The organism is Silvibacterium acidisoli (genome assembly GCA_022870745.1).
Lineage (GTDB): Bacteria > Acidobacteriota > Terriglobia > Terriglobales > Acidobacteriaceae > Silvibacterium.
This window is the reverse complement of sequence record CP085323.1, coordinates 3,133,649-3,155,901: the sequence shown is the minus strand read 5'-3', so window position 1 is coordinate 3,155,901 and position 22,253 is coordinate 3,133,649. Positions and strand designations below refer to the sequence as shown.

Annotated in this window: 11 protein-coding genes and 3 pseudogenes; 4 read left to right on the top strand and 10 right to left on the bottom strand. The window is 56.6% G+C overall.

Annotated elements, in window-relative coordinates:
* Positions 1-5: 5 nt before the first annotated feature.
* Entirely contained in the window at positions 6-3,392 is a 3,387-nt protein-coding gene (locus LJD29_RS13370; RefSeq protein WP_446742035.1) for a TonB-dependent receptor, read from the bottom strand.
* 369 nt (positions 3,393-3,761) lie between these two features.
* Between LJD29_RS13370 and LJD29_RS13365 the strand changes: the two genes are divergently transcribed.
* A complete protein-coding gene (locus LJD29_RS13365) occupies positions 3,762-6,701 on the top strand; it encodes a fibronectin type III domain-containing protein (RefSeq protein WP_446742034.1) in 2,940 nt (979 codons plus the stop codon).
* 34 nt (positions 6,702-6,735) lie between these two features.
* Here the strand turns inward: LJD29_RS13365 and LJD29_RS13360 are convergent, their stop codons facing one another.
* From LJD29_RS13360 to LJD29_RS13345, 4 genes are all read right to left on the bottom strand, one after another.
* Positions 6,736-7,458, bottom strand: coding sequence for an L-ribulose-5-phosphate 4-epimerase (locus tag LJD29_RS13360; RefSeq protein ID WP_446742033.1), 723 nt, complete (start codon positions 7,456-7,458; stop codon positions 6,736-6,738).
* Between the two features lie 37 nt (positions 7,459-7,495).
* The gene (locus tag LJD29_RS13355; RefSeq protein WP_446742032.1) at positions 7,496-9,088 is read right to left on the bottom strand and encodes a ribulokinase; all 1,593 of its coding nucleotides are present in this window, start codon (positions 9,086-9,088) and stop codon (positions 7,496-7,498) included.
* A gap of 618 nt (positions 9,089-9,706) precedes the next feature.
* Complete coding sequence (cydB, locus tag LJD29_RS13350; protein ID WP_446742031.1) at positions 9,707-10,753, bottom strand: cytochrome d ubiquinol oxidase subunit II; 1,047 nt, start codon at positions 10,751-10,753, stop codon at positions 9,707-9,709.
* A gap of 16 nt (positions 10,754-10,769) precedes the next feature.
* Positions 10,770-12,158 carry a cytochrome ubiquinol oxidase subunit I gene (locus LJD29_RS13345; RefSeq protein ID WP_446742030.1) on the bottom strand — a complete coding sequence of 463 codons (1,389 nt, stop codon included), beginning with the start codon at positions 12,156-12,158 and terminating at the stop codon, positions 10,770-10,772.
* Positions 12,159-12,385: 227 nt separating this feature from the next.
* Between LJD29_RS13345 and LJD29_RS13340 the strand changes: the two genes are divergently transcribed.
* On the top strand, positions 12,386-13,024 hold the full coding sequence (locus LJD29_RS13340) for a Crp/Fnr family transcriptional regulator (RefSeq protein WP_446742029.1): 639 nt from the start codon (positions 12,386-12,388) through the stop codon (positions 13,022-13,024).
* Between the two features lie 30 nt (positions 13,025-13,054).
* Here the strand turns inward: LJD29_RS13340 and LJD29_RS13335 are convergent, their stop codons facing one another.
* On the bottom strand, positions 13,055-14,602 hold the full coding sequence (locus LJD29_RS13335) for a hypothetical protein (protein WP_446742028.1): 1,548 nt from the start codon (positions 14,600-14,602) through the stop codon (positions 13,055-13,057).
* A gap of 189 nt (positions 14,603-14,791) precedes the next feature.
* Here LJD29_RS13335 and bla point away from each other — a divergent pair, with 189 nt between their 5' ends.
* Positions 14,792-15,685 carry a subclass B3 metallo-beta-lactamase gene (gene bla, locus LJD29_RS13330; RefSeq protein WP_446742027.1) on the top strand — a complete coding sequence of 298 codons (894 nt, stop codon included), beginning with the start codon at positions 14,792-14,794 and terminating at the stop codon, positions 15,683-15,685.
* Positions 15,686-16,173: 488 nt separating this feature from the next.
* Here the strand turns inward: bla and LJD29_RS13325 are convergent.
* The 4 genes and pseudogenes from LJD29_RS13325 to LJD29_RS13310 form a co-directional block, all read right to left on the bottom strand.
* A pseudogene (locus tag LJD29_RS13325) lies at positions 16,174-17,377 on the bottom strand (IS3 family transposase).
* Positions 17,378-18,506: 1,129 nt separating this feature from the next.
* Positions 18,507-18,728: a PIN domain-containing protein gene (locus LJD29_RS13320; protein WP_446742026.1), complete on the bottom strand. Its 222-nt coding sequence runs from the start codon at positions 18,726-18,728 to the stop codon at positions 18,507-18,509.
* 357 nt (positions 18,729-19,085) lie between these two features.
* The gene (locus LJD29_RS13315; protein WP_446742025.1) at positions 19,086-20,234 is read right to left on the bottom strand and encodes a hypothetical protein; all 1,149 of its coding nucleotides are present in this window, start codon (positions 20,232-20,234) and stop codon (positions 19,086-19,088) included.
* Between the two features lie 351 nt (positions 20,235-20,585).
* Positions 20,586-21,091: pseudogene (locus LJD29_RS13310) on the bottom strand (integrase core domain-containing protein); the annotation flags it as partial.
* 406 nt (positions 21,092-21,497) lie between these two features.
* On the opposite strand from LJD29_RS13310, the pseudogene LJD29_RS13305 reads away from it, so the two are divergent.
* A pseudogene (locus LJD29_RS13305) lies at positions 21,498-21,845 on the top strand (DMT family transporter).
* Positions 21,846-22,253: the final 408 nt, after the last annotated feature.

Here is a 22,253-nt window from a genome sequence, read left to right as displayed (position 1 = left end):
CAAAACTAGAATTCGAAACGTCCACCAATCTGCAGGAAGCGCGGAAATCCGGAGGTCGAGCTCTGCCCGAAGTATTGTCCGGCGTTGACATCATTCCCGAGCGGTCCAAGGTTGGCGCGATTCAACAGGTTAGAGGCCTCGCCCCGCAGCAGGAACGTGCCTTCTTCTCCGTGGGGCAGCGGAAACTTGAAGGCCTTCGAAACATTCGCATCGACCACAAAGTAACCCGGGTTGCGGAAGCTGTTTACCCCCTGATTGCCTTCCCCGGGCTGCGTGGGAAAGGTTGCGGGCGCACTGAAGTCGACCGTTTTATTGAAGACACCCGCCCGCGCCTGATCGCGGCTCCAACCGCCCTTGTGGGATCCGTTGTAGGTCGGAATACCGAAGCTCTGTCCATCCGCTTCATAGTCGCCGCCCAGCGGAGCATCGGCCGTTGGCACAGCGAAGGGCGCGCTGTTCACAACCGTGAAGGGCGTCCCGGTCTGCGCGGTGATGATGGTTCCAAGCCTCCATGCCGTCAGCTCATGCAGCCACATGTGCGAAGTGAACTTTGGAATCTCGTAGGCGCCAGCCAGTGTGAAAACATTCGTGCGATCGTAGGCCGCCGTCCCGTAATACGACTTCGGCGCGTAGGCTTCCGTGAACAGCTGCGTGGTCTGCACATTAGCCTGCCCCGCATTCGGAGCGTTCTGCAGAGCATGCGACCACGTGTAGGACACCTGCCAGAACAAATTCTTCCAGTTCTGCCGCGTGGAGAAGACCACACCGTTGTAATTGCTCTCAAGCCCATTCGTGTTGAACTCGATCTGCCCCCACTCCGATGTGCGGCGCTCCTGCACTCCGTCATGAATCAGCAGGTCTCCGGGCAGCTGATTCCAGTCGCCGCCAAAGTAGATGTCATAGCCGTGGCTACCCACGTAGGAGATCGAATAGACCATCTGCGCCGGCCCTTGTATCTCCATGCCCAGCGAGTATTCGAGGATCTTCTGCGGCTTGAGGCTGCGATCGTAGCCGTTGATGCCTGACGGATAGACCATGGTCTTGCCGGGATCCGAATACACATTGCCGAAAGGGTCGGTTCCATAGGTAGGCACCGACGGGTACGTAATGCCGAACGGAGCCGTAGTCGTTTTGAAATCGCCATACGGCAATGGCTTGAGAAAGGCTGCCAGTGAGGGATTCGAGATCGTAGGAGTAAACGTAATGCGGTTCGGAGGATTCGTCGGCAGGTTCACCGCCACCTGCGAGGGCGTCACCGAGTCCTCGTAAAGTCCGACGCCGCCACGCAGCAGCACATGGTTGTGATTCTGCAGCGGAGTCCACGCAAAACCGCCACGCGGCTGGAAGTTCAGGTTCTGGCTGCCTGAGAAAGCATTGCCGCTTAACTGCGTCCTCACTCCGATCACCTGGTCGAGCAGCGTCGATCCCGAGCCCAGGTAGAGCGGATAGAAGCTTCCCGCATTGTCGCCGTACTTCGAAGGATTGCCGAAGTTGTCATAACGCACGCCAAGGGTCAGCGTCAGGTTCGGACGCACCTTGTACTGATCTTCCACAAACACGCTGTTCCAGGTGACCTTCGATCCATAAATCTGCGGCGTGTATTGGCCGTTTCCACCGATGGAGTAGTACCCCACCACGCCGGCGTTGGCGTAGTCCTGAAAGAACGGCAACGGATCGGTGAAGAACGGGATAAACGGGCGTCCGTAGAGGTTCGAATCATCCGTGACGGAATCTCCGCGAAAGAACTGATAGCCGAAGCGCAGGCTGTGCGCTCCGAGATTCCATGACACCGTATCGCGGATGTTGTAAGTATGCTCGCGGCTCACCGCGCCAAGGAAGTTCGTCGCTACTGTGCCACCTGCAAAGATGATCGGCTCAACCGGAGCCGAGTACGCGTCGAAGTTGTTGTACTGCGCAGCATTCCAGGACCGCGCTGCTCCGAAGTGCGCTTCGTTCACAAGCTTCGGATTGATCACGCGCACATAGTTCACTGACCAGTACCAGTTATCGCTGGGGCTGCCGCCGTCGAAAAATCCGCGGTCAGACAGGAACCCCTGGTTCTGGTCGAGATGAATGTACTCGCCGTAGAGACGATCGTTGCCGCCGCGAAAGAGTTGATCGAGGCGTACATTCCATTGCGTGCCGTTATAGGGATTCTGCTGCTCCGTCTGCCCATTGGCCAGCACCGGAAGGTCGCAGGGGATATTCGAGTCTGCAGCGGTGCCGCAGCCCGATGCCGCAGTGGTACCGGTTGCTGGCGTGAATGGATATAACGACGACGCCAGCTCGGGTACGCCGTTGAAGACACGCGTAGGCGGCGCCAGCAAAAGCATCTTCGGACCGTTCGCGTCGGGGAAGGCTCCGTGCGCCCACGCGGCTGCTTCAGGAGTAATCCATGTATCCAACCCGCCGCCCGCACCGGCGGAGCGCAGCAATTGTACGGAACCAAAGAAGAACGTCTTGTTCTTCCAGACCGGACCGCCGAGCGAGCCGATGAAATTCTGCCGGTGGAAGCCTACATCTGACGGCGCGAACTCCTGGTTCGCAGTGAGAAATCTTCCCGTATAAGTCAGGTCGGCAGAACCATGAAAAGCATTCGCGCCAGACTTGGTCGTAAAGGCCGTTTCAATCGAAGAGCTTTCTCCATTCACTACAGAATACGTCTGCGTCTGCAGCGATACCTGGTCGATCATGTCCGGATTCGGCAGAATCGTCACGCTGCCCTTTGCCGTCGTACTCATCACGGGAAGATCGTCGATCAGAAACAGATTTGAAGATCCCGGAAGGCCGCTGCCATTGATTGAGGTCGCAATGGTCGAATTATTCCCGCCCGGCTGGTAAACGCCATTGCCGAAGATGTTCGATCCATAGCCGCCACCGTTTCCTTCATCCACATAACCAGTTGCGCCAGGAGCCAGTTGCAATAGCAGCGTCGTATCGCGATTGGGCAGTGGCAGTGTTTTTAACTGCTCGCTGGTGATCGTGGATTGAATGCGAGTCTCTTCAGGATTGATCGCCGTTGCCACGGCGGTAACATTCACGCTGGAGTTTGCACCGCCTACCTGCAGCTTCACGTTGACGCCGCGTACTTCATCCGTCTGCAGATCGACCTCGACCGTGCTCTTCGCGAATCCCTGCGCCTCGACAATCACCTGGTAGTGCCCTGGAGGCACACTCGGGAAAGCGTAGGTTCCGCTTGCGGATGTTATGTAGAGGTTGTCTGCTCCTGTCGCTGAACTATGCAGCGTAACCCTGGCCCCGCTAACAACAGCACCTGAAGGATCGGTAACAGTCCCCTGAACGTTTCCACTGAACTGAGCATAGCCGTATGTAGCAACGCCGAGGCAAAGTACTGAAATTGCGTTTCGAAGTCCCATAGCACGAAACAGCATTCTGCTCTCCCCTTAAAGACCGAAATTCGGTCTTATGCACTTATGGCTGAATGTTGCATACGCACAATACAAGTTGTTTCCAGACCTGCTTTTGAGCCAATGGCAACCTAGCTTCCGGCAATGCGGCTGTCAATAGGAAAGCAGGCACTCATCTCTACTTCAGGTGAGCATTCTTCCTATAAGTACTTCTCCTCGCCAGGAGATAGCGATAACATCTGGCTGGAGATTTACCCCGCTCTTATACTCCATTGGCCTGGCGACATGCTATGCCGCACGGCTACATTTCCATGCCACAAACAACTTATTTGACACCCTACTTTGGGCAAGTGCATAAATGCTGCCGGGCCAATTCCTCAATGGAGGCATACCATGCATCGATCCCCCACGCCGCTTGTCACCGTCCTTCGTAACTTCCTGCTTCTGCAACTTCTGCTCGCCACACTGGCCGCCTACACCCCTCCAGCTCATGCCGACGGGCATTCCGAATACTCCAATCTTCCTTTGGGCGTCAACGGAGGATGGGACTGGGTTGATCTGATCAAAGGACTGACGGGATGGAACACGGTCGGAGCGACTGCCGTAACCCAGGACGCAGCCGGATGGCCGACCAGCGATGCGGGCATGGATTATGACATTCGCCGGAACATGCCCTGGCGTGCGCCGGATGCTCCTGCCATCAATGAAGATATCGCCGGCATCTACAAACTATCTTTCACCGGCCAAGCCACCATTGTTCCCAGCACCGAAGCAGCAAGCGGCGGCCTGCTTGTGCAGAACCAGATCTACAACGCACAAAGCAACCAGACAACCGCCGACCTTGTTCTGCAGCCTGGGCACTCCCTGCTGCAACTACAGTTTCTGAACACACAAAGGCTCCCTACCGATACACCCGGCACAGGCTTCACGAATATGCACCTGCTTCGCCCTGGGTATTCGCAAAATACGCAAGCTGTTTTCACACCCGGCACGCTGGCTGCTTACGAGCCTCCATTTGCGGCGATCCGTTTCCTCAATGTCGACTCGGGAAACGGCTACCAGACATTCTTTGGAACCAGCCTGGTTACAACACGCTGGGAAGACCGCGTGCAGGTCGCTGACGCCTACCAGGCGGGGCTGCCCGCAAGGAACACCGATGGCAAGCAGTCGCAAGGCGTCGCATGGGAGTACATGATCATGCTCGCCAACGCCACCCATCACGATATGTGGATTAATATTCCCGACTCCGCGGATGACGACTACGTGATGCAGCTCGCAAATCTCATCCGGAACGGCAACCAATACACACAAGGTCTTGAGCGCGATCTGCACGTGTACGTGGAATACAGCAATGAAGTCTGGAATTTCAGCTTTCCTGAGTACACCTATAACCAGATCATCGCCAGTCAGGAAGGCATCACTGTCGACCAACGCTATATCGAGCGCACCATACAGATTGGACAGATCTTCGAACAGGTCTTCGGAGAAAGCAGCTGCACCGGCCGCGTCCGTCCGGTTGCATTGTGGCAATACACAACGGAGCTCACGTTCTTCAACTCGCTGGGATGGGCCGAGCAAAAGTTTGGCTTTCCGGTGAAGACTGTTCTCTACGGCATCGGTGAAGCGCCCTACTACGATGCGGCCGACACATCCTCCGTCGACGCAACCTTCGCGACGATGTGGACCGGCAGCGATGCAGTGCGGCGAGACTTTATCGGGTGGCAGGCCGTTGCTGCTTACTATGGCCTCAAGGAAGTCGGCTACGAGTCCGGACCTGGCTCGCTTCTGGGTGGCGTCGGAGCCCATAGCATCCGCGACCGCCGCATGATTGCCAGCATCGTGCATCATTATCTCGATAACTGGTTCGCGGTTGGTGGCGACACCGTCAACTACTATGCGCTACAGGGGGATGTCAGCGAGTTCGGCGACTTCATGCTTGTTGAAGACTACGAACATCTGCGGACCCCCACCTATCTCGGAGCGCTAGGAGTTCTAAGCGCACCCCGACCGCCTCTCACAGCAGGCAATGTATTGCCTTTCATGGCCGGGCAAACCGTGAACATCGACCCCAGCCAGCGAACACCCGATATCTTTGTGAGCGAAGCAATACCCGGATCAGGGCTGACCATCCAGCCGAACTCGCCCAACGTCTATCTGCTAAGGGCATCCGGCCCTGGCACCTTCGCGCTGCGTCTCTATGGACATGCCGCAGTCACCGGAGCAGCCGTCAACGTCTTCATCGACGACCAAAGCATCGGCACGCTCTCGCTCAACAGCTCTGATGGAGTTTCCTCCGCGCTCTCCTTCTCGACGTCAAGAGGTTTTCACAGCCTGTCGCTGGCAACCTCTGCGTCTTCCGCCGGCAACACCATTCTGCCCGCAGGAACAGGCGCGATTCTCATTCAGCAGATCATGGGCGGTGGATACCCAACCGCTCCCTCGGCGCCTTCGAATCTAACCGCTGTGCCGGGCAGTGCAACCGTCTCGCTTTCATGGGCGAGCGCTACAACGGCAACCACTTACTCGATCCTTCGCTCCACTCAAAGCGGCGGACCTTACACTCTTCTCGCTACGACGGGTACGAATCGATACGTTGACACTTCAGTGAGCGACAACAATACCTACTATTACGTCGTGAATGCGTCGAACGCCTTCGGCACGGGTGCTGTCTCGTCGCAGGTAAGCAGCTTTCCGGCAGCTTCCGCACCACCTCCGCCAGGCGGATTGAACGCCACATTCGGGGGCGGCGACGCAGAGCCGTTCTTCGGAGGAGGCATCGCGATCCTGACGTGGAACAGCGTCCCCGATGCAATGGGATATAACGTCTACCGCTCGCCCGATGGATCGAGTTACACCCTGCTTACGACCTCCCCGCAGAGCGCTACCCGATACACCGATCTCTCCATCAACAACGGTTCGACGTATTACTACGTCGTCACCTCGGTGAACTATCTTGGCGAAAGCTCGCAGTCGTCTTCGGTCAGCGGCACGCCGGTCGAGACAGTTCGTACGCCGCCGGTGCTACACGCCAGGAATCGCGACGGTTTCATATTCCTGAGGTGGAAACCCGATCCGTTGACGACGCCTCAATTCGGAACGGCCTTCAACGTGAAGCGCAGCACTTCGCCCGCCGGTCCATTTGTAACAATTATTCAGACAAATACCTACAATGCCTACGATTACACGGCCATACCGGGCTGCGCCTACTTCTACGAGGTAACGGCCACCAACGGACTCGGCGAAAGCGCGCCATCGAACAGCGTCTTTTCGCAGGCTAGCAAGCCGGGGATGTTGGGATATGAAGGAGGAAGCTCAGACGTTCCGCATTTCTGATGTTGCAGGTAAGCGCTGATGACTGTTGCGGTCGTCAGCGCTTGCCTGCAGGAGATGCCTGCCCGTAGGTCGCGTTCGCGCCGTGTTTGCGAAAGTAATGGCGGTCAAGCAGGGCCTGCGAAACTTCGTCCGCATTTGCCTTGAGAGAAACCGTCCGATAGGCCATGCGAGCCACTGCCTCGAGCACCACCGCATTGTGGGCAGCATCGTGAGGAGTACGTCCCCAGACGAAGGGAGCATGCCCTGCCACGAGGCAGGCAGGCACAGCAAGCGGATCGATGTACTCGTCGGTGTTTTTGAAACGGGCAATAATCGCAAGCCCCGTCTCATGCACGTAGCGTCCGCCGATCGCTTCGTCCGTAAGCGGCTCGGTCACCGGCACCGGGCCGTAAAAGTAGTCGGCATGCGTTGTGCCAAAGGCGGGAATCGGCAGCCCAGCCTGCGCAAAGCTGGTCGCGTATTCCGAGTGGGTGTGGACCACCGCGCCGATCTCAGGGAATTCGCGATACAGCAGCGTATGTGTATCCAGGTCGGAAGAAGGGCGAAGATCTCCCTCGACGAGCTTTCCGTTAAGGTCTGTTACCACCATGTGCTCGGGACGCAGTTCGTCGTAGTCCACGCCCGATGGCTTGATTACGACCAGCCCCTGCTCCCGGTCGACACCCGAAGCATTTCCGAATGTGTAGAGCACCAGGCCGCGGCGCACCACTTCGAGATTTGCCTCGAGAACCTCTTCGCGCAGTTTCTGCAACAGCATTTCAATCTTCTCCTGGATACGAACCTATACCAACAGCCTACGCCTTCGCGGCATCGCCATGAACGCGCGATGCGATCTCGCGCAGGTCGTGCAGCACCTCGGTCAGCGGCTGAGGTGTGGCCCTGCGATCACCGAAGGCGAAATAGACCTTGCGATAAAGCTGATATAGCTCTTCGTAAACAGCAGCGGCCTTCGGTTCCGGCTCGTAGATTTTGTACGTCGGGCACATGCGGTCCTGCGCCTCTTCTACGGTCTTAAAGATGCCGGCAGCCAACTGCGCAAAAATGCCCGAACCCACGCTGGTCGCCGGAACCTCCGGCACAAGCACTGGCTTGTTGAAGACATTCGCATAGACATGGTTCAACACCACGTTGTTTTGCGGAATGCCTCCAGCATTGATCACGCGCTCAATCGGAACGCCATGCTCAGCCATGCGGTCGAGAATGATGCGGGTATGAAATGCAGTGCCTTCGATGGCTGCAAAGAGCTCGTCCTGCGCTGTATTTACCAGGTGCCACCCCAGCGTCATGCCGCCGAGGTCGCTGCGTGTCAGAACGGTGCGATCGCCGTTATCCCAGGAAAAACGCAGCAATCCGGTCTGTCCAGCCTTGTAATTTTCAAGGCCCTTCGAAAGCTCACGGACGTCGGTTCCCGCGCGGCGGGCGATAGCTTCGAAGATGTCTCCTACCGCGGACAACCCTGCTTCCACGCCGGTATATCCAGGATGTACGCTGCCCGGCACCACACCACACACGCCCGGCACCAGTTCCGCCTTCTTCTGCATGGCGATGATGCAGGTTGAGGTTCCGACCACGTTGACCACGTCGCCTTCGCGGCAGCCTGCGCCGATCGCGTCCCAGTGCGCGTCGAACGCTCCAACCGGGATAGGAATTCCGGCCTTCAGGCCAAGCTTCTCAGCCCATTCGGGAGAAAGGTGCCCGGCAACGTGATCTGAGGTGAGCACATCACCCGCCAGCTTTTCGCGTACGCCTGTCAGCAGCGGATCGACCGCAGCCAGAAACTCTTCCGGAGGAAATCCCGCCCACTTGGGATTCCATAGCCACTTGTGCCCCAGCGCGCAAACGCTCCGCTTCGCCTGTTTGGGATCGGTGATTCCGCTCAGGGTCGCTGCGACCATGTCGCAATGTTCAAAGGCCGAGGCGAACCGGTCGCGTTTTTCCGGGTTGTGCCGCAGCCAGTGCAGCACCTTCGCCCAACCCCACTCGTGGGAATACACTCCGCCGCACCACTCGATCGCCTCGAGGTTCTTCTCGTGCGCCAGCCGGGTAATCTGCTCCGCCTCACGCAGTGCGCGATGATCGCACCATAGATAGTAGTCATCGAGAGGCTGCATGTGGTCATCGACCGGAATAACGCTCGAACCGGTCGTGTCGAGGGCCAGCGCCTCAACCTGCTCACCATCGATGCCGGTATTCGCCAGCACTTCGCGGAGAGCCTTCACCAGCGCGTCCATCTGGTCGGTGTGGGACTGCGTCGCAAAGTCAGGATCGTGATGTTTACGTTTCAGCGGATAGGTGGCGGAAGCCGTTCCCAGCCGGCCTTTTTCACTATCAAGAAGAGTGACACGGGTACTAAGAGTCCCAAAATCAACACCGGCAACAATGCGCATGGATTTCCAGCTTCGGCGGGCCAACTACGCCATTTTTAAAAGATTTGCAGCCAAACAAAGCCCAATCTAAACGCGCCAAAGTTGCGAGTCAAGAACAGCACGGGCAGATGGGCAAGAAGAAATGCCCGCAGACACCCTGCTCTTGCAGGAGGCCGAAGCCCCGGGAATCCAAACCACGCTTCCTGATCCTTCACGAAAACGTGCGGAACGTGATCGCCGTCACATCTCCTGATGGCGCGACTGGTGGATGCTGATATATCAAGGAGAAGCTTCATGCCACTCAACATCCTTCAGTCTTCCAGTTGTTCTCGGGCATGTCTGAACTGCCCCAACTCACCCCTGAAACGATGTGATGGCCATTCTGTGTGCTCGGGGTACGGAACAGCAGCGAATTGTCCCCCGCTCATCGTACTGGCGGTGGCCCAGTGTGCCTTGATGGCGCTGGGCGCCATGCCGCTCCCGCAAATCGACAGCGAAAGGGTAATGACTGCGTAGCGTTGCGCGAGCCGGTGTCATGCCCGCCGGTATACCTTCGAAGCTCGATTCGGCGGCAACAGAATGGTTGGCCGCAGCCTTAGCAGACACACAATCGCCGATGATTGCGTGCCTGCGATGCGATTAGTGCCCGTATCCGTCGTCGTGAAGCGGAACCTTGCCACGAAACATGCTGTAGCTGACGACGAAATAGCCAAGCGCGAGCGATATGCCGAAGATCCACCAGATCAGCCCGACATGCATGGCGTAGGTGCCCGAGAGAGCATTCGCGACGGTGATGTCATCGCCTGGGTTCGATGAGGATGGGAGCAGCGTCGGATAGAGTCCTACTGCGGCTCCGACCAGCATGGTAGCCAGATACAGGCACGACGACAGGAATGCCTTGAGCTCTTCCCTGCGCCGCATGTAGATGCCGGTTCCTGCTAACGACAGCACGACCATCGCAGGGATTGCGAACGCAGCCGGATGCTGGGAATAGTGAGTAAGCATTGCCGGCCGCACGAGAACGGTCGCAGGCAGGCTGATAAGCGTCATGATGCAAAGCCCCAGCCAGGACAACCGGCCACACCGAAGAGCTCTGTCTTCAAGTTCTCCCGATGCCTTGAGTGCCAGATACAAGCTGCCGTGCGTGGTCAGCGCAACCAGGGCGACCACTCCACCGATGACCGTGTACCAATCGAGAATGCCGGGGTGCGATCCAGCGCGCCAGTCTGTCCAGAGCGGCAGGAAGAAGTAATGGTCCGCGCCGAGCGGAACGCCGCGAATTACATTCGCAAGAGCGGCGCCGAGAAAGATGGCCAGCAGTGCGCTCGAAAGAAAGAAGACGCCATCGAAGAAGCTTCTCCAGACCGCGTTGTCGACCTGTGACCGAAGCTCGATTCCGATACCGCGTCCGATCAACAGCCACAACACAATCATCAGGGGGAGATAAAAACCGCTGAAGGCCGAAGCATAAAGAATCGGAAACGCGAAGAACAAGGTTCCGCCGCTGGCAAGAAGCCAGACCTCGTTTCCATCCCAGACAGGACCGATCGAACGCAGCATCACCTTGCGGTCCTGGCCGCTGCGCCCAAGGATCGGGTACAGGATGCCGATCCCGATATCGAAACCATCGAGAACAACATAAGCCGCAAGCATTAAAGCGACGATCCAGAACCAGACTGCTCCCATTGTTTTTCCTTTCGCTCTACGCGGTGACCATGCCTGCCGGGCTGTTGTGCGGCGCGTTAACTTTCTCCGGCCCGGCTTCGATAAACCGGTAGACGATTACGATCCAGAGTATGGAAAGCAGGCTGTACATTCCGAGAAAGCCGAGAAGAGTGAACAGGCTGTTGCCGGCCGAAACATGGGTAGAGTATCCCTCGGAGACGCGCAGAAGTTTATAGACCAGCCATGGCTGACGCCCGATCTCAGCAGTCATCCATCCAGCAGTGTTGGCGATATAAGGCAACGGGAAACTTAACAGGATGAACCACAGCAACCACTTCGTTTGATAGAGCCGGCCTCGCCAAAGCAGGAAGACAGCTACGATCATCAGCAGGACGAAATAGGTGCCCAGCCCCGCCATGATGTGGTAGCTGTAAAACAGCAAAGGTAGTGTCGTAGGCCACTGATCTTTCGGAATCTGATCAAGACCAGTAACTTCAGCTTCGGTCGTGCCATAGATGAGGAAGCTTAGAACCTTGTTGACGGCAAGCGGATTGTCGATCCGCTGCTGGTCGATATCGGGCTGTCCCATAAGCACGATCGGAGCGCCCTTCTCACTATGGAAAAGACCTTCCATTCCGGCAATTGCGGCTGGCTGATTTTTCGCCACATAGCGGCCATGCAGATCGCCGGTCGGAAATATCTGAACCATGCATGAGATAAGACCCGCTATGACACCAACGCGCAGAAAGAGCCGCCCGAACTCAACGTGGCGTTGCTCCAGCAGGTAGAAGGCGCCCACCGCCGCCATGACAAACGCTCCGGTCACCACTGCGCCACACATGTTATGCGCATACTGCAGCCAAGCCCATGGGTTCATGAGTAACCCCCAGAAGCTGGTGAGCTCAAACCGGCCATCCGGCAGCAGGCGGTACGCCACCGGATGCTGCATCCAGGCGTCGGTGACGATGATAAAGAAGCCAGAGATCCAGGAACCGACAAACACCATGAACGCCGCTCCCCAGTGCGCCCAGCGGGAGAGACGCTTCTCACCGAAGAGAAAAAGGCCGAGAAAGGTGGACTCGAGAAAGAAAGAGAACACACCTTCCATAGCCAGCGGCTGCCCGATGATGCCGCCTGCTCTGCGCGAGAACTCCGACCAGTTAGTCCCAAATTGGAACTCCATCGGGATACCGGTAACCACTCCGAGCAGAAAGTTGACCGCGAAGACCTTTGCCCAGAAACGTGACGCCTGGTCGTAACGTTCGTCATGCTTCGTCAGAGCTACTGTTTTCAGCACAACGATCAGCAGCGCAAGGCCCATGGTCAGTTGCGGAAACAGATAGTGAAATGTGATCGTGAACGCGAAATGAATCCTGTGAAGCAGGAGGGTGGTCATAGCTGCTGCCACGATAAATGGTATCGGCATCGGCCTCTGTGACGCACGTCACAAAGTTCCGGTAATTACGGACCGGTAATCGCCTGACCACGTCTTCAGACGTTAGGTATGTTACGACGGGGTTATTCGGCGGGCTGCCGCGTTGCTATATCCTTACATCAGGAGGCGCAAATATGCCGCTGAAGCGCAGTTGCCAGAGTTGTACGACGAAAGGGCCACACTGCTTTTGCGCTTTGGATCGGAGCGCTATCCAGCGCATGGACAGCCTGGGTTCATGGATACATTTACAGAGTAATCAACCAGTCCTGCAGGAAGGTTCATCTCCGAATTACGTCTATGTGATCTGCAGCGGTACGATCAAGCTCACTACATCGTCGTATGACGGCCGCCTCCTGATCCTCCGGATCGTGGGTCCGGGAGATGTTCTGGGGCTCGCTGCTGTGTTGAAACAAAATCCCTATGAGACCTCTGCGGAGACCCTGGAGCCTTGCGTCATCAAGTCCATTCCTCGCACCCAATTCCTCTCGTTCATGGAGGAGTTCGAGGCCGTGAGCCGTAACTCCCTCCGGGCCGTCGCGAATGAATATCAATCCGCCGTCCTGACCGCAAAACGATTGGCTCTCTCAGGAAGCGCAGCCGCCAAGCTGGCCAGCGTCTTAAGCGATTGGGGGAAGCTCATCCTTGCCGGTCAACACAATGATGCATGCCCCCATCCCCTCAACGAAGTCAGCTTCCACATGCCGCTCACTCATGAAGAGCTCGGACATATGGCCGGAGTTTCCCGCGAAACCGCGACCAGGGTTTTGCTCGCCTTTCGCCGGGACGGACTGGTTCGCATCGAGTCGGACAGGATGGTTCTTCCCGACCTGATGCGCCTTAGAGAACAAGCAGGTTAATAAGGCTTCGCGCTGGCGCGAAGCGGATCGTCAGTTCTTTTCAGGTGCAGCCGCGTCTCCTGGGACAACCAGGTGATAAATAACGATGGTCTGTTTGCCAAAGAAACGAAGGACGTAATAAGGATAGACATCCAGGTCAAACCTGTTGATCGCCACACCGCTGTGATACACGCCCGCCTGGATCGCCTCCTCCGTAATGATCCCTTCTGAAGGAAGAATCGAGAGCGACATCCGATCGCTGCCGTAATGGAAACCTGATTCGCTGTTCTGCAATGTGGCCTCGCGAAGAATCGCGTACGCCTGGTAGGTACGTCTCAAGGGCCCGATGATCCCTAAAGAAAGTACAGACAGCAATAGAACCAGGGGAGCAATGGGTGTAAGACGTGTAATCCGCTGGCGATGAGCGTCGGAGAGCCAGGAAGCCCCGGCAATCGCCAGTCCCACCAGAATCATGTTCCACCATGATTCCCGCAGCAATTCATGGCGTTCGCAACAAGTTACTCCAAAATGCAGATTGGCGGCCGCAATGATGAAAAGAGCGGTGGCCATAAGAGCCGTACAGAGCTCCAGGATCTGTTGAATCGTTCGTTTCTCGGGGCGCTGCACACCGGTCCACATGAGCAGTACTGAGACCAGCAGAAGAACTTCCATCCACAGGTGAGATCCGGCAAGTATCTCCAGGGGCAAGTGCATTCCCGAATGAAGCCACGTGTGGGGATTAGGAAACTGGTGATAGGTGCGTGCCAGGATGCCACGCCCGTAGATCTCGAACGCCATCTCCTTGAAGCTCGCAACGATGCTTTTTACAGGATGGCCAGCGGCCAGTTGATCCGCGACAACCTCGTTTGAGCGAAAGCGATTCATGCGCACAGCAACGAGCACCACAGCAGCGATGGACAGCGGAATACTTATCCAGAGGACAGGACGTCGATCGGCTCCTGTTTTCTTTTGCCAGGCTTCTCTGCATCTCTGGAAAAGTTGGACCAATCCATAGCTGAAAACAAAGGTAGCGCCGGCCTCGGTACAAGTGGCTGCGATAACCAGGCACACGGACGCCAGGATACGGCCCTTTTTAGTCGCCAGTCGCCCATCCACAACCTGAAGAAACAACAACAATGTCACTGCGAGTGTAGGGATGTAGGCTACTGCGCCTGCCGGCCAGTAGAAGACCTCAGTAGCATCTCCGCCACTCACGGCCAACACGAGCAGCGTAAGTGAAATCAGAAAAATGGGCCACGCACGGTCGCGTTGTTCAAAAAAACGTTGCGCCGGGGTATATAGCGTCGCGAAGAGCAAAATCAGCCATAGGAGCGCGAGAAAAGGAACGATCAGAGGCTGATGAAAGTGGTTCACCGCCCAGCCATACGCTCCGTACAGCAATTCAGAAATTGGCCGCGGACTCCAGCTCAGACGCTCGAAGAAGTAAAGCGGCGTGGAACGCATCTTATAAAGCTCAGAGAATTCATCGAGCTGCCATCTACCGAGTGGGATGAGCCCAGCATACCCAAGGAGAACGAGCGTCAAAGACAAACAAGCGATGAGACGTATTACACCTGTGATCCGCGATCGAGTATTCATAGGTAATGTATCGATTAGTTACAAGAATTTATAAGAGGTTTTAAGGGAAATCTGGTTCCCGGTCAACATCATGAGTTTAAAGGAAAGTTTAGTCGCGGTTGAAACGGGCGGTAGCTAAGTATGCACCGGAACCCACGACATACCGAGATGAAGCGTCTCAGTGTCGTCAGGCTCTGCTAAGAAAGCAGAATGCGCGCGACTCTCTCCTGCCTGTTCCTGCTACTGGTCTGCAGCTCCAGATCGATACTTGCCGAGGTAAACCCTTCATGGACCACCTCAATTGCTCCGTTTCAAATTACCGACAACCTGTACTACGTGGGAAGCGAAGATCTCGCCAGCTACCTTATCGTCACGCGAGCAGGAAATATCCTCATCAATGCAAATCTTGCCAGCTCGCCGCCGCAAATCCGGGCAAGCGTGGAGAAGCTGGGCTTTCATTGGAGTGACACCAGGATCCTGCTCAACAGCCAGGCCCACTACGACCATGTGGGCGGAGCCGCGGAAGTGATTCGGGAGACTCACGCCAAGAACATGGTGATGGACGGCGACGTGAGCGTGATTGAAACCGGAGCACGCACGGACTTCCTGTCCCCTTCACCGAACATCGTCAGGTATGCGCCTGCGCATGTCGATAGTGTTCTTCATGACGGAGATACTGTGCGTCTGGGAGATGTGGTCCTGACCGCTCACAAAACCGCAGGCCATACGCGAGGATGTACCACTTGGACCATGCGTTCTCATCTCCCCGGTGAGCCGGCAGGAACGATGAGAAATATCGTCATTGTCGGTGGAGTGGGCTTCTGGTCCGAGTATCACTTCGTGGCCACACCTCGCCATTCCGTAAGTTATCCCGGCATCACTCAGGATTTCCGGCATACGTTTTCGGAGCTGCGCGCTCTACCTTGCGACGTATTTCTGGGAGCCCACGGTGGATACTTCGATATGCTCACCAAGCTAAAGCGCTACGCACAGGCCGGCCCTCGCGTCTTTATCGATCCCGCCGGTTACAAGGATTTCGTCGCCGACGCCCAGGAGACCTTCGTAAAGGCACTAAGCCAGCAGGAGGCCGCGACAGCTCATTGAGAGCGATCTATCTGCCTGCAACTAAAGCCGACTATTCCGGAATCGGAGACTTGTCATCGCTAAATTGTTGGTGTGATTGGTGGACCTGATCGGGATCGAACCGATGACCTCTTCCATGCCATCTTCCCGCTAACTGGTAACTGATTGATTTTGAAGGTCTTCGTCGCCCTAGAAAGCCCTCCACCCCCCCTTGGAACCGCTTATTGCTCCGATAATGCTCCGATCCAACGCTTATTGCTCCGACGCAACAAGTGCTTTATTTTCAAACCTATTGCTGTTGCGACACTTGATCTCACGAATAGTGAGGGTCGGGGTTTGGATCTGGTTTTCACTACCCTGTATGCGAAAAACCGCGCTCAGCGAGGGGATGTTTAGAAGCATGATAACGCTTATTTTGCACGATAACATCGGATGTGTTATCGTGCGCGAAGCATGATAAGACCCCGAGCGATTCGCTTGCCTGACCGAAGTTTTGTACAGTTGGATTGTTAGTGTAGCGCAGCGATCTCCGAGTTCGGATCGAAGCAGGATATGGCAGGCGGAGGAGGCGTGAGCGTAGCGAACGGCTCCTCCGCCTGCCGAGTGGTCGATGCCAGCCGTACCTCTGGCGCTGGTGGTCGATAGCCCAGCGAGGAGTGCGGGCGGACGGTGTTGTAGTGCTTGCGCAGCGTTCGGCGAGCACACGCAGCTCTTTCATCGAGTAGAAGATCTCACCGTTCAGGAACTCGTCACGCATCTTGGAGTGGAAGCTCTCGCAGTAGCCGTTCTCCCAAGGAGAGCCAGGTTCGATGTAGGCCGTCTTCGCGCCCGTATCCGCAAGCCATTTGCGAAGATCATGCGCAACGAACTCGGGCCCGTTGTCTGATCGCAGATGCCCAGGAACGCCCTTGGCCACCATCGCATCGGCCAGCGCACCGATAACCTTCGCAGACGACCATCTCCGTTCGAACCGCACCAGCAGCGCTTCTCTCGTGTGCTCGTCGATCAGGTTCAGCGTCCTGGCCATGCGGCCATCGTGCGTGCGCACACTCACGAAGTCATAGCTCCACACATGGTTCACATGTGTAGGACGCAGCCGCACGCACGAGCCGTCGTTGAACCACAGCCTGCCACGCGGCTTCTGTTTCTGCGGGACCTTCAGCCCTTCGCATCGCCAGATCCGTTCCACGCGATCCGTGCCGACCGTCCAGCCGGCATGCACCAGCAGCGCCGTGATGCGTCGATAGCCATACCGGCCATACTGGCCAGCCAGAGTGACGATCGCGCGGGTAAGTTGATCTTCATCCGCCCGTTGCGTCGGCCGGTAGCGCTGCGTGCCGCGTGGCTGACAAGCCAGACGGCACGCTCGTCGCTCCGTGAGACCGTGTCGCTGCCGCGCATGCTCCGCAGCCTGTCGCCGACGCGCCGGGCTTAGAAGTTTCCCGAGGCGAAGTCCTTCAACACAAGGTTATCCAGGCTCAGGTTCGCAACCAGCCGCTTCAGCTTTGCGTTCTCCGCCTCGAGTTCCTTCAACCGCTTCGCCTGGTCGACCTGCAAGCCGCCGTACTCCTTGCGCCAGCGGTAGTATGTCTGCTCTGTAATCAATGCTTCCTTGCAGGCCTGAACCGTCGTCTTCCCGTTCGCAACTCCCACTTCGATCTGGCGAAGAAGGTTCACTACCTGCTCCGCGCTATGCTTCTTGCCCCTCGGCATATCCTGCTCCTCGTACTCAGTCTCTATCACTCAGTCTGGGACAAATTTCGCCGGGCAGACCACTGCTGGAAAGGCTGGTCAGTCTACTCGATGGCAACCGCATCGAAACACTGGCCAGGCAGCATGGCATCCAGCAGAAACGAGACGACGGCGAGATCGGCAAGACTTTCCTTGCCTTTCTGCGCCGTGCCGATGAAAGCACCCTGTCACGGGTCATGGTCGAGGCGACCATCCTTCTTGCCTCACGGCATAACGGGCGCGACGTACTCAAAGACGCGGCGGCACTCTATAAGGTGGACACCGAAGCCATCGGCCAGAAAGTGAGGCAGGAGTTCGCCGCCAAAGCCCGGGCAAGGAAGGAGGTCACGGCTGAATCTAAGCCCAGGAAAACAGCGTAGAAACCGATTCATTCAAGGGACGGCGCATGGCGCCGTCCCTTGAATTGTTTCTAAAAACGCGCGGGAGAAACCTCTTCGGTTTCTCCCGCGCCCTCATCCCGCCATCCACACATCTTCCCTAGATCAATTCCTGCCCGTCATCGATTGTTGGATAATGATGCAAACGTAGAGACGAGAGGACTCCGACGAATCGATTGAAAAGAAAGATTAATCGATTTGGTGAGCGGGTAAAACGATGGACTACCCACGCATTGTTGCCCTGATTGATGCTGAAATTGAATTGCTTCAACAAGCCCGGGAACTGCTCAGTGGCAAAGACGCTGTCCCAAAGAAGGCGGCGCGGCGACAACCCATACGGCGTCTAGCCTCTCCGCAACCAGCAAAGCATGTGCGCGAGACAAGCCCTAAGCCAGCGCGCAAGCTCGAGGCTGCTCCTGCTATCGTCCGTTTGCCTCCGGTCAAGCGAAGAGAACGGCCGTCCAGCGAGGCCAAGCCCAAAAGCCCCAACGGCGCGCTGGCGCTTTCGGCACCGAAAGCGCCCATTGCCGTCCCTGCCGCGAAGGTTCGGGAAGAGGCGTCCCGCAGGTCGCATCGGCCAGCGATCTCACCGGAAGCACCTCTTCCTGACGCGGATCAGGTCTCGCGGAATTGGCTTCCGCAGCGTCGCGAATTGCAGTAATCGTCGGCCACTCACTGAGTGCCGCCAAGGATAGCCAGGTCTTCCCTGCTGTTCACAACGTTCTGAAATAATGTTCGACAGTCTCGGAAGTCCAGGTGGGGATGCCGCTTCTAAAGAAGTCACGATCCTGTGTCCATACCGGACGTCTCAGCAGAAGTGACGTGGCCACGATGGGCCAATCTGCTTCGTCTCGGGAGATCATCCTCTCCCGAGCAGAATGCTCATGCTCGCAAGAGAGGTCGGCTGCGCCTTCACTTCTTAGAAACGAGTCCACGCTTGTCAAACGCAGCCAAGACAAAGAGAACGCGAAGAAGAACAGACGCGAAGTGATTTCTCTAGCAGTTTGCTCAAGGCGACGGACAGATTCGCGAGGCTTTGTTGCCGAACAATGGCCGGCAGTCCAAAGTCAGCGCCCGACCAAAGCTATCGCCCAGGTTACGACGCCCAACCCCGAAGCGTTCAGCACTTAACATTCAGACTCTCTGACTGGATTCCTTCGAATCGTCACAACTTTGGACGCAGTTCGAGAGTAAGGATGCCCCTCGATGATTGTTGCCTCATCAAAGAATGACGGGTCTGGACACCGGCACAGCGTCCAGACCCAAGACTCGGAAATATTCGGATCAAAGTCTCATAGAGCAAAACGAACGGCGGCATCAGCCTCAGCCGCCATCCCTAGGAGGGTGTTAATGAATCTCCTGCTCTGCCCGATGAAAAGGCCGCTTGCGATGAGGGATTGCGCTGCTGCGGTCGCGCCGGCAAACTTATCCGTGATGGGGCGTATGACCGATACGCGCGGCAGGTTGGAATCGATGAATTCGCAAGGAACGGGGAAGATCAAGCTCGGTTGAACAAGCGAAGGCGGCTGGAGTGGCGGGTTGTTAAAGAAGTCCGGGAACGTGAGACCGGAGATGGCGTCTGTGAAAGGGGCGACGGGCTGCTGGACGCCGTTGCCTGCGAAGTCGACCCACTCGAGAAAATGGGCAATCTCGTCACCACCGATCGCAAGAGTGACATCGAGCACCTCGGGATCGGTGACCTTTTTACTCATCGCAGCGTAGAGGCTGGTTCCTCCCTGCTCGATCATGCCGAAGTGAAACGCCGCAACGTTGGCGATTGCCTGGATATGGTTGTTCCCAGGGAAATTGCCGTTTGTCGTGCCGTTGAAATCAGCGTTGTTACGTGGAATGGCAGTGACGTTATTGAGGGTGATGGCCTGAGGGAACGTCGCACCGAGATCAGGATTGGTTGCGCTGCGGTATCGCACGAACCAGCTTGTATCGACGTTCAGTTTCATGAGGTTCGTGAGACGCTTGGTCCTAGAAGACCCATCCGCGGTGCTTCCAGGAAGAGTGGTGAACTCAGAAAAATCGACAGAGCGTCCACCACGCGACTCGAGATAAGCATTAAGAAAGTTGGCGTGGCTGACTTCGTCGAGGGTGTTGCTGGTGATGTATTGAGGGCCATCGCCATCCAAGTTGGAGAGGGCGATCTGGTAATTATTCATGGGTTGATTAGGATTGATCTCAACCGGCTGGTTGTCCCCGATACCCCCGAGTTCTGCGTACTGAATCCAGAGGTCGGCTTCGATCAGTTCTGCTGCCGCAAGAAACCGCAGAATCGCTTCGTCGCCTTGTGTAAGGCGACCGCGCTCCCGGGCTTGCGCGGGTTTGGCATCTGCCAACAAGCCGACGCTCATCGCGGCGCCACCTGCCAGAAGACCACTGCGTACAAAGGAACGACGATCGAGCATATCTTTCGAAATTCGCTTGTTGTTCATCGGTGCTGTACCTGAATTGGGATTCAGGCCGACAGTTCCGTGGGGGAGTGTTGGCCTAGCAGAACAATAGGGAGACCAGCACACGGTAGGTGTCATCCAATTGTCCAATGTTTGTATCGATTATGCTGATTTCGAGCACACCGCATCGATCACGCGATTGTTACGCAAGCCTACGGGTGGCTGCATCTTTAGCCGGTTGAGCATATCGTTGTAGCAGGAGATCTATTGAAATTCGCACGTTACGTTGGGATCTACGATTTCATCAAAGTCACCCAGGATGGAAGCCACCTCATGGCGGAAATCCCAATCGGTTCGTATTGGCCTGACCGAAGTTTTGTACCAGTTGGATTGTTAGTGTAGCGCAGCGATCTCCGCCTGCCCAGCGGTTGATGCCAGCCATACCTCTGGCGCTGGTGGCCGATACCCAAGCGATGAGTGTGGCCGGATGGTGTTGTAGTGCTTGCGCCAGCGTTCGGCAAGCACTCGGAGTTCCTTCATCGAGTAGAAGATTTCCCCGTTCAGGAACTCGTCCCCCATCTTCGAGTTGAAGCTCTCGCAGTAGCCGTTCTCCCACGGCGAGCCGGGTTCGATGTAGGCTGTCTTTGCGCCCGTATCGGCAAGCCACTTGCGCAGGCCGTGCGCGATGAACTCGGGCCCGTGGTCGGATCGCAGGTGCTCAGGAACGCCCTTGGCCACCATCGCATCGGCCAGCGCACCGATCACCTTCGCAGACGACCATCTCCGTTCGAACCGAACCACCAGCGCCTCCCTCGTGTGTTCAGCGTGCGGGCCATGCGGCCGTCGTTGAACCACAGACGACCACGCGGCTTCTGTTTCTGCGGAACCTTCAGGCCTTCGCACGCTTCCTTGCAAGCCTGGACCGTCGTCTTCCCGTTCGCAACACCCACTTCGATCTGACGAAGAAGGCTCACTACCCACTCCGCACTATGCTTCTTGCCACTCCGCATTTCCTGCCCCTTGTAACCAGTCTCTATCACTCAATCTGGTACAAATTTCCCCGGGCAGACCACCTGCGCTCTTCGCCAATGCGGTTCTCATCGGTGTCGATCTCGGTCCGAATCTCTCGGTTACGGGTTCACTCGCAGCGCTTCTTTGGCTGCTTGCTCTGCGCAAAGAAAAAGCTTGATGTAAGCGCCTGGGACTTTTTGAACGCTGGAGCTATTGCCATGCCTGCCGCACTTGCCGCTAGCATGGCGGGAGCGTTCCTCATGAACGCAATCTTCCCACAACACGGGAGGCAACATGAATGCATCGTGGATTATTCCGTTCATCATTCTCGGCGGGGCGCTTCAGACCTGTGGCGCAGCCATGAATGGGCAACTCAACAAATCACTGGTCAATCCCTATCTCGCTTCGATCCTCATTATCACGTTCTTCTTTACTGCACTCTTTTTCGCGATGCCTCACCCACTGCCGGGGATGCGGGATATCCATGAGATGCCTTGATGGGCAGTTTTTGGCGGTCTCGTCGGGGCAGTCGAGGTGTTCGCCGGGCTGAGCTTGGTGCACCGGGTAGGAACGGGGAACTTCATGGCTTTAACCGTGACGGCAGCACCCATAGCATCTCTCGTGATTGATCATTTCGGCTGATTCGGGATGGATGTACATCCGATTAGCCTCACAAAGATATCCGGCGCATTACTTCTCGTCGGGAGAGTGTTGCTCATCACCAGAAAATAGTTCATCGAAATCCTCCAATAGCAAAAAGCAGGACCGGTATCGGGAAACGCCCTCCCATCAGTAATGCCTCTCAGTGGACGCCACTTCGCCTAATCCACCAATCTCTGCCCACTTTGATTTTTGCGTTCCGATGAGCTAGGTTAGCGGGCGCGATTACCCCAAAACCGCACCAGTGTTGCGGCTCGAGTTTGAAACCGCCCCGTTCGCTCGCTGAATGATCTTCTGCACGTTTCGGCCCCTCCATGTAAACCGAAGTGAGACCACCATCGGGTAGAAGGCTATAGCTGTCAACAATAACATGCTTATAATCAACAGCTT

What these genes read in the sequence shown, in the direction of transcription:
- LJD29_RS13335 (WP_446742028.1), bottom strand. Translation starts at nt 14,602, where the DNA reads ATGAATACTCGATCGCGGATCACAGGTGTAATACGTCTCATCGCTTGT.
- LJD29_RS13355 (WP_446742032.1), bottom strand. Translation starts at nt 9,088, where the DNA reads ATGCGCATTGTTGCCGGTGTTGATTTTGGGACTCTTAGTACCCGTGTC.
- cydB (WP_446742031.1), bottom strand. Translation starts at nt 10,753, where the DNA reads ATGGGAGCAGTCTGGTTCTGGATCGTCGCTTTAATGCTTGCGGCTTAT.
- LJD29_RS13365 (WP_446742034.1), top strand. Translation starts at nt 3,762, where the DNA reads ATGCATCGATCCCCCACGCCGCTTGTCACCGTCCTTCGTAACTTCCTG.
- LJD29_RS13315 (WP_446742025.1), bottom strand. Translation starts at nt 20,234, where the DNA reads ATGAACAACAAGCGAATTTCGAAAGATATGCTCGATCGTCGTTCCTTT.
- bla (WP_446742027.1), top strand. Translation starts at nt 14,792, where the DNA reads ATGCGCGCGACTCTCTCCTGCCTGTTCCTGCTACTGGTCTGCAGCTCC.
- LJD29_RS13345 (WP_446742030.1), bottom strand. Translation starts at nt 12,158, where the DNA reads ATGCCGATACCATTTATCGTGGCAGCAGCTATGACCACCCTCCTGCTT.
- LJD29_RS13360 (WP_446742033.1), bottom strand. Translation starts at nt 7,458, where the DNA reads ATGCTGTTGCAGAAACTGCGCGAAGAGGTTCTCGAGGCAAATCTCGAA.
- LJD29_RS13340 (WP_446742029.1), top strand. Translation starts at nt 12,386, where the DNA reads ATGGACAGCCTGGGTTCATGGATACATTTACAGAGTAATCAACCAGTC.
- LJD29_RS13370 (WP_446742035.1), bottom strand. Translation starts at nt 3,392, where the DNA reads ATGCTGTTTCGTGCTATGGGACTTCGAAACGCAATTTCAGTACTTTGC.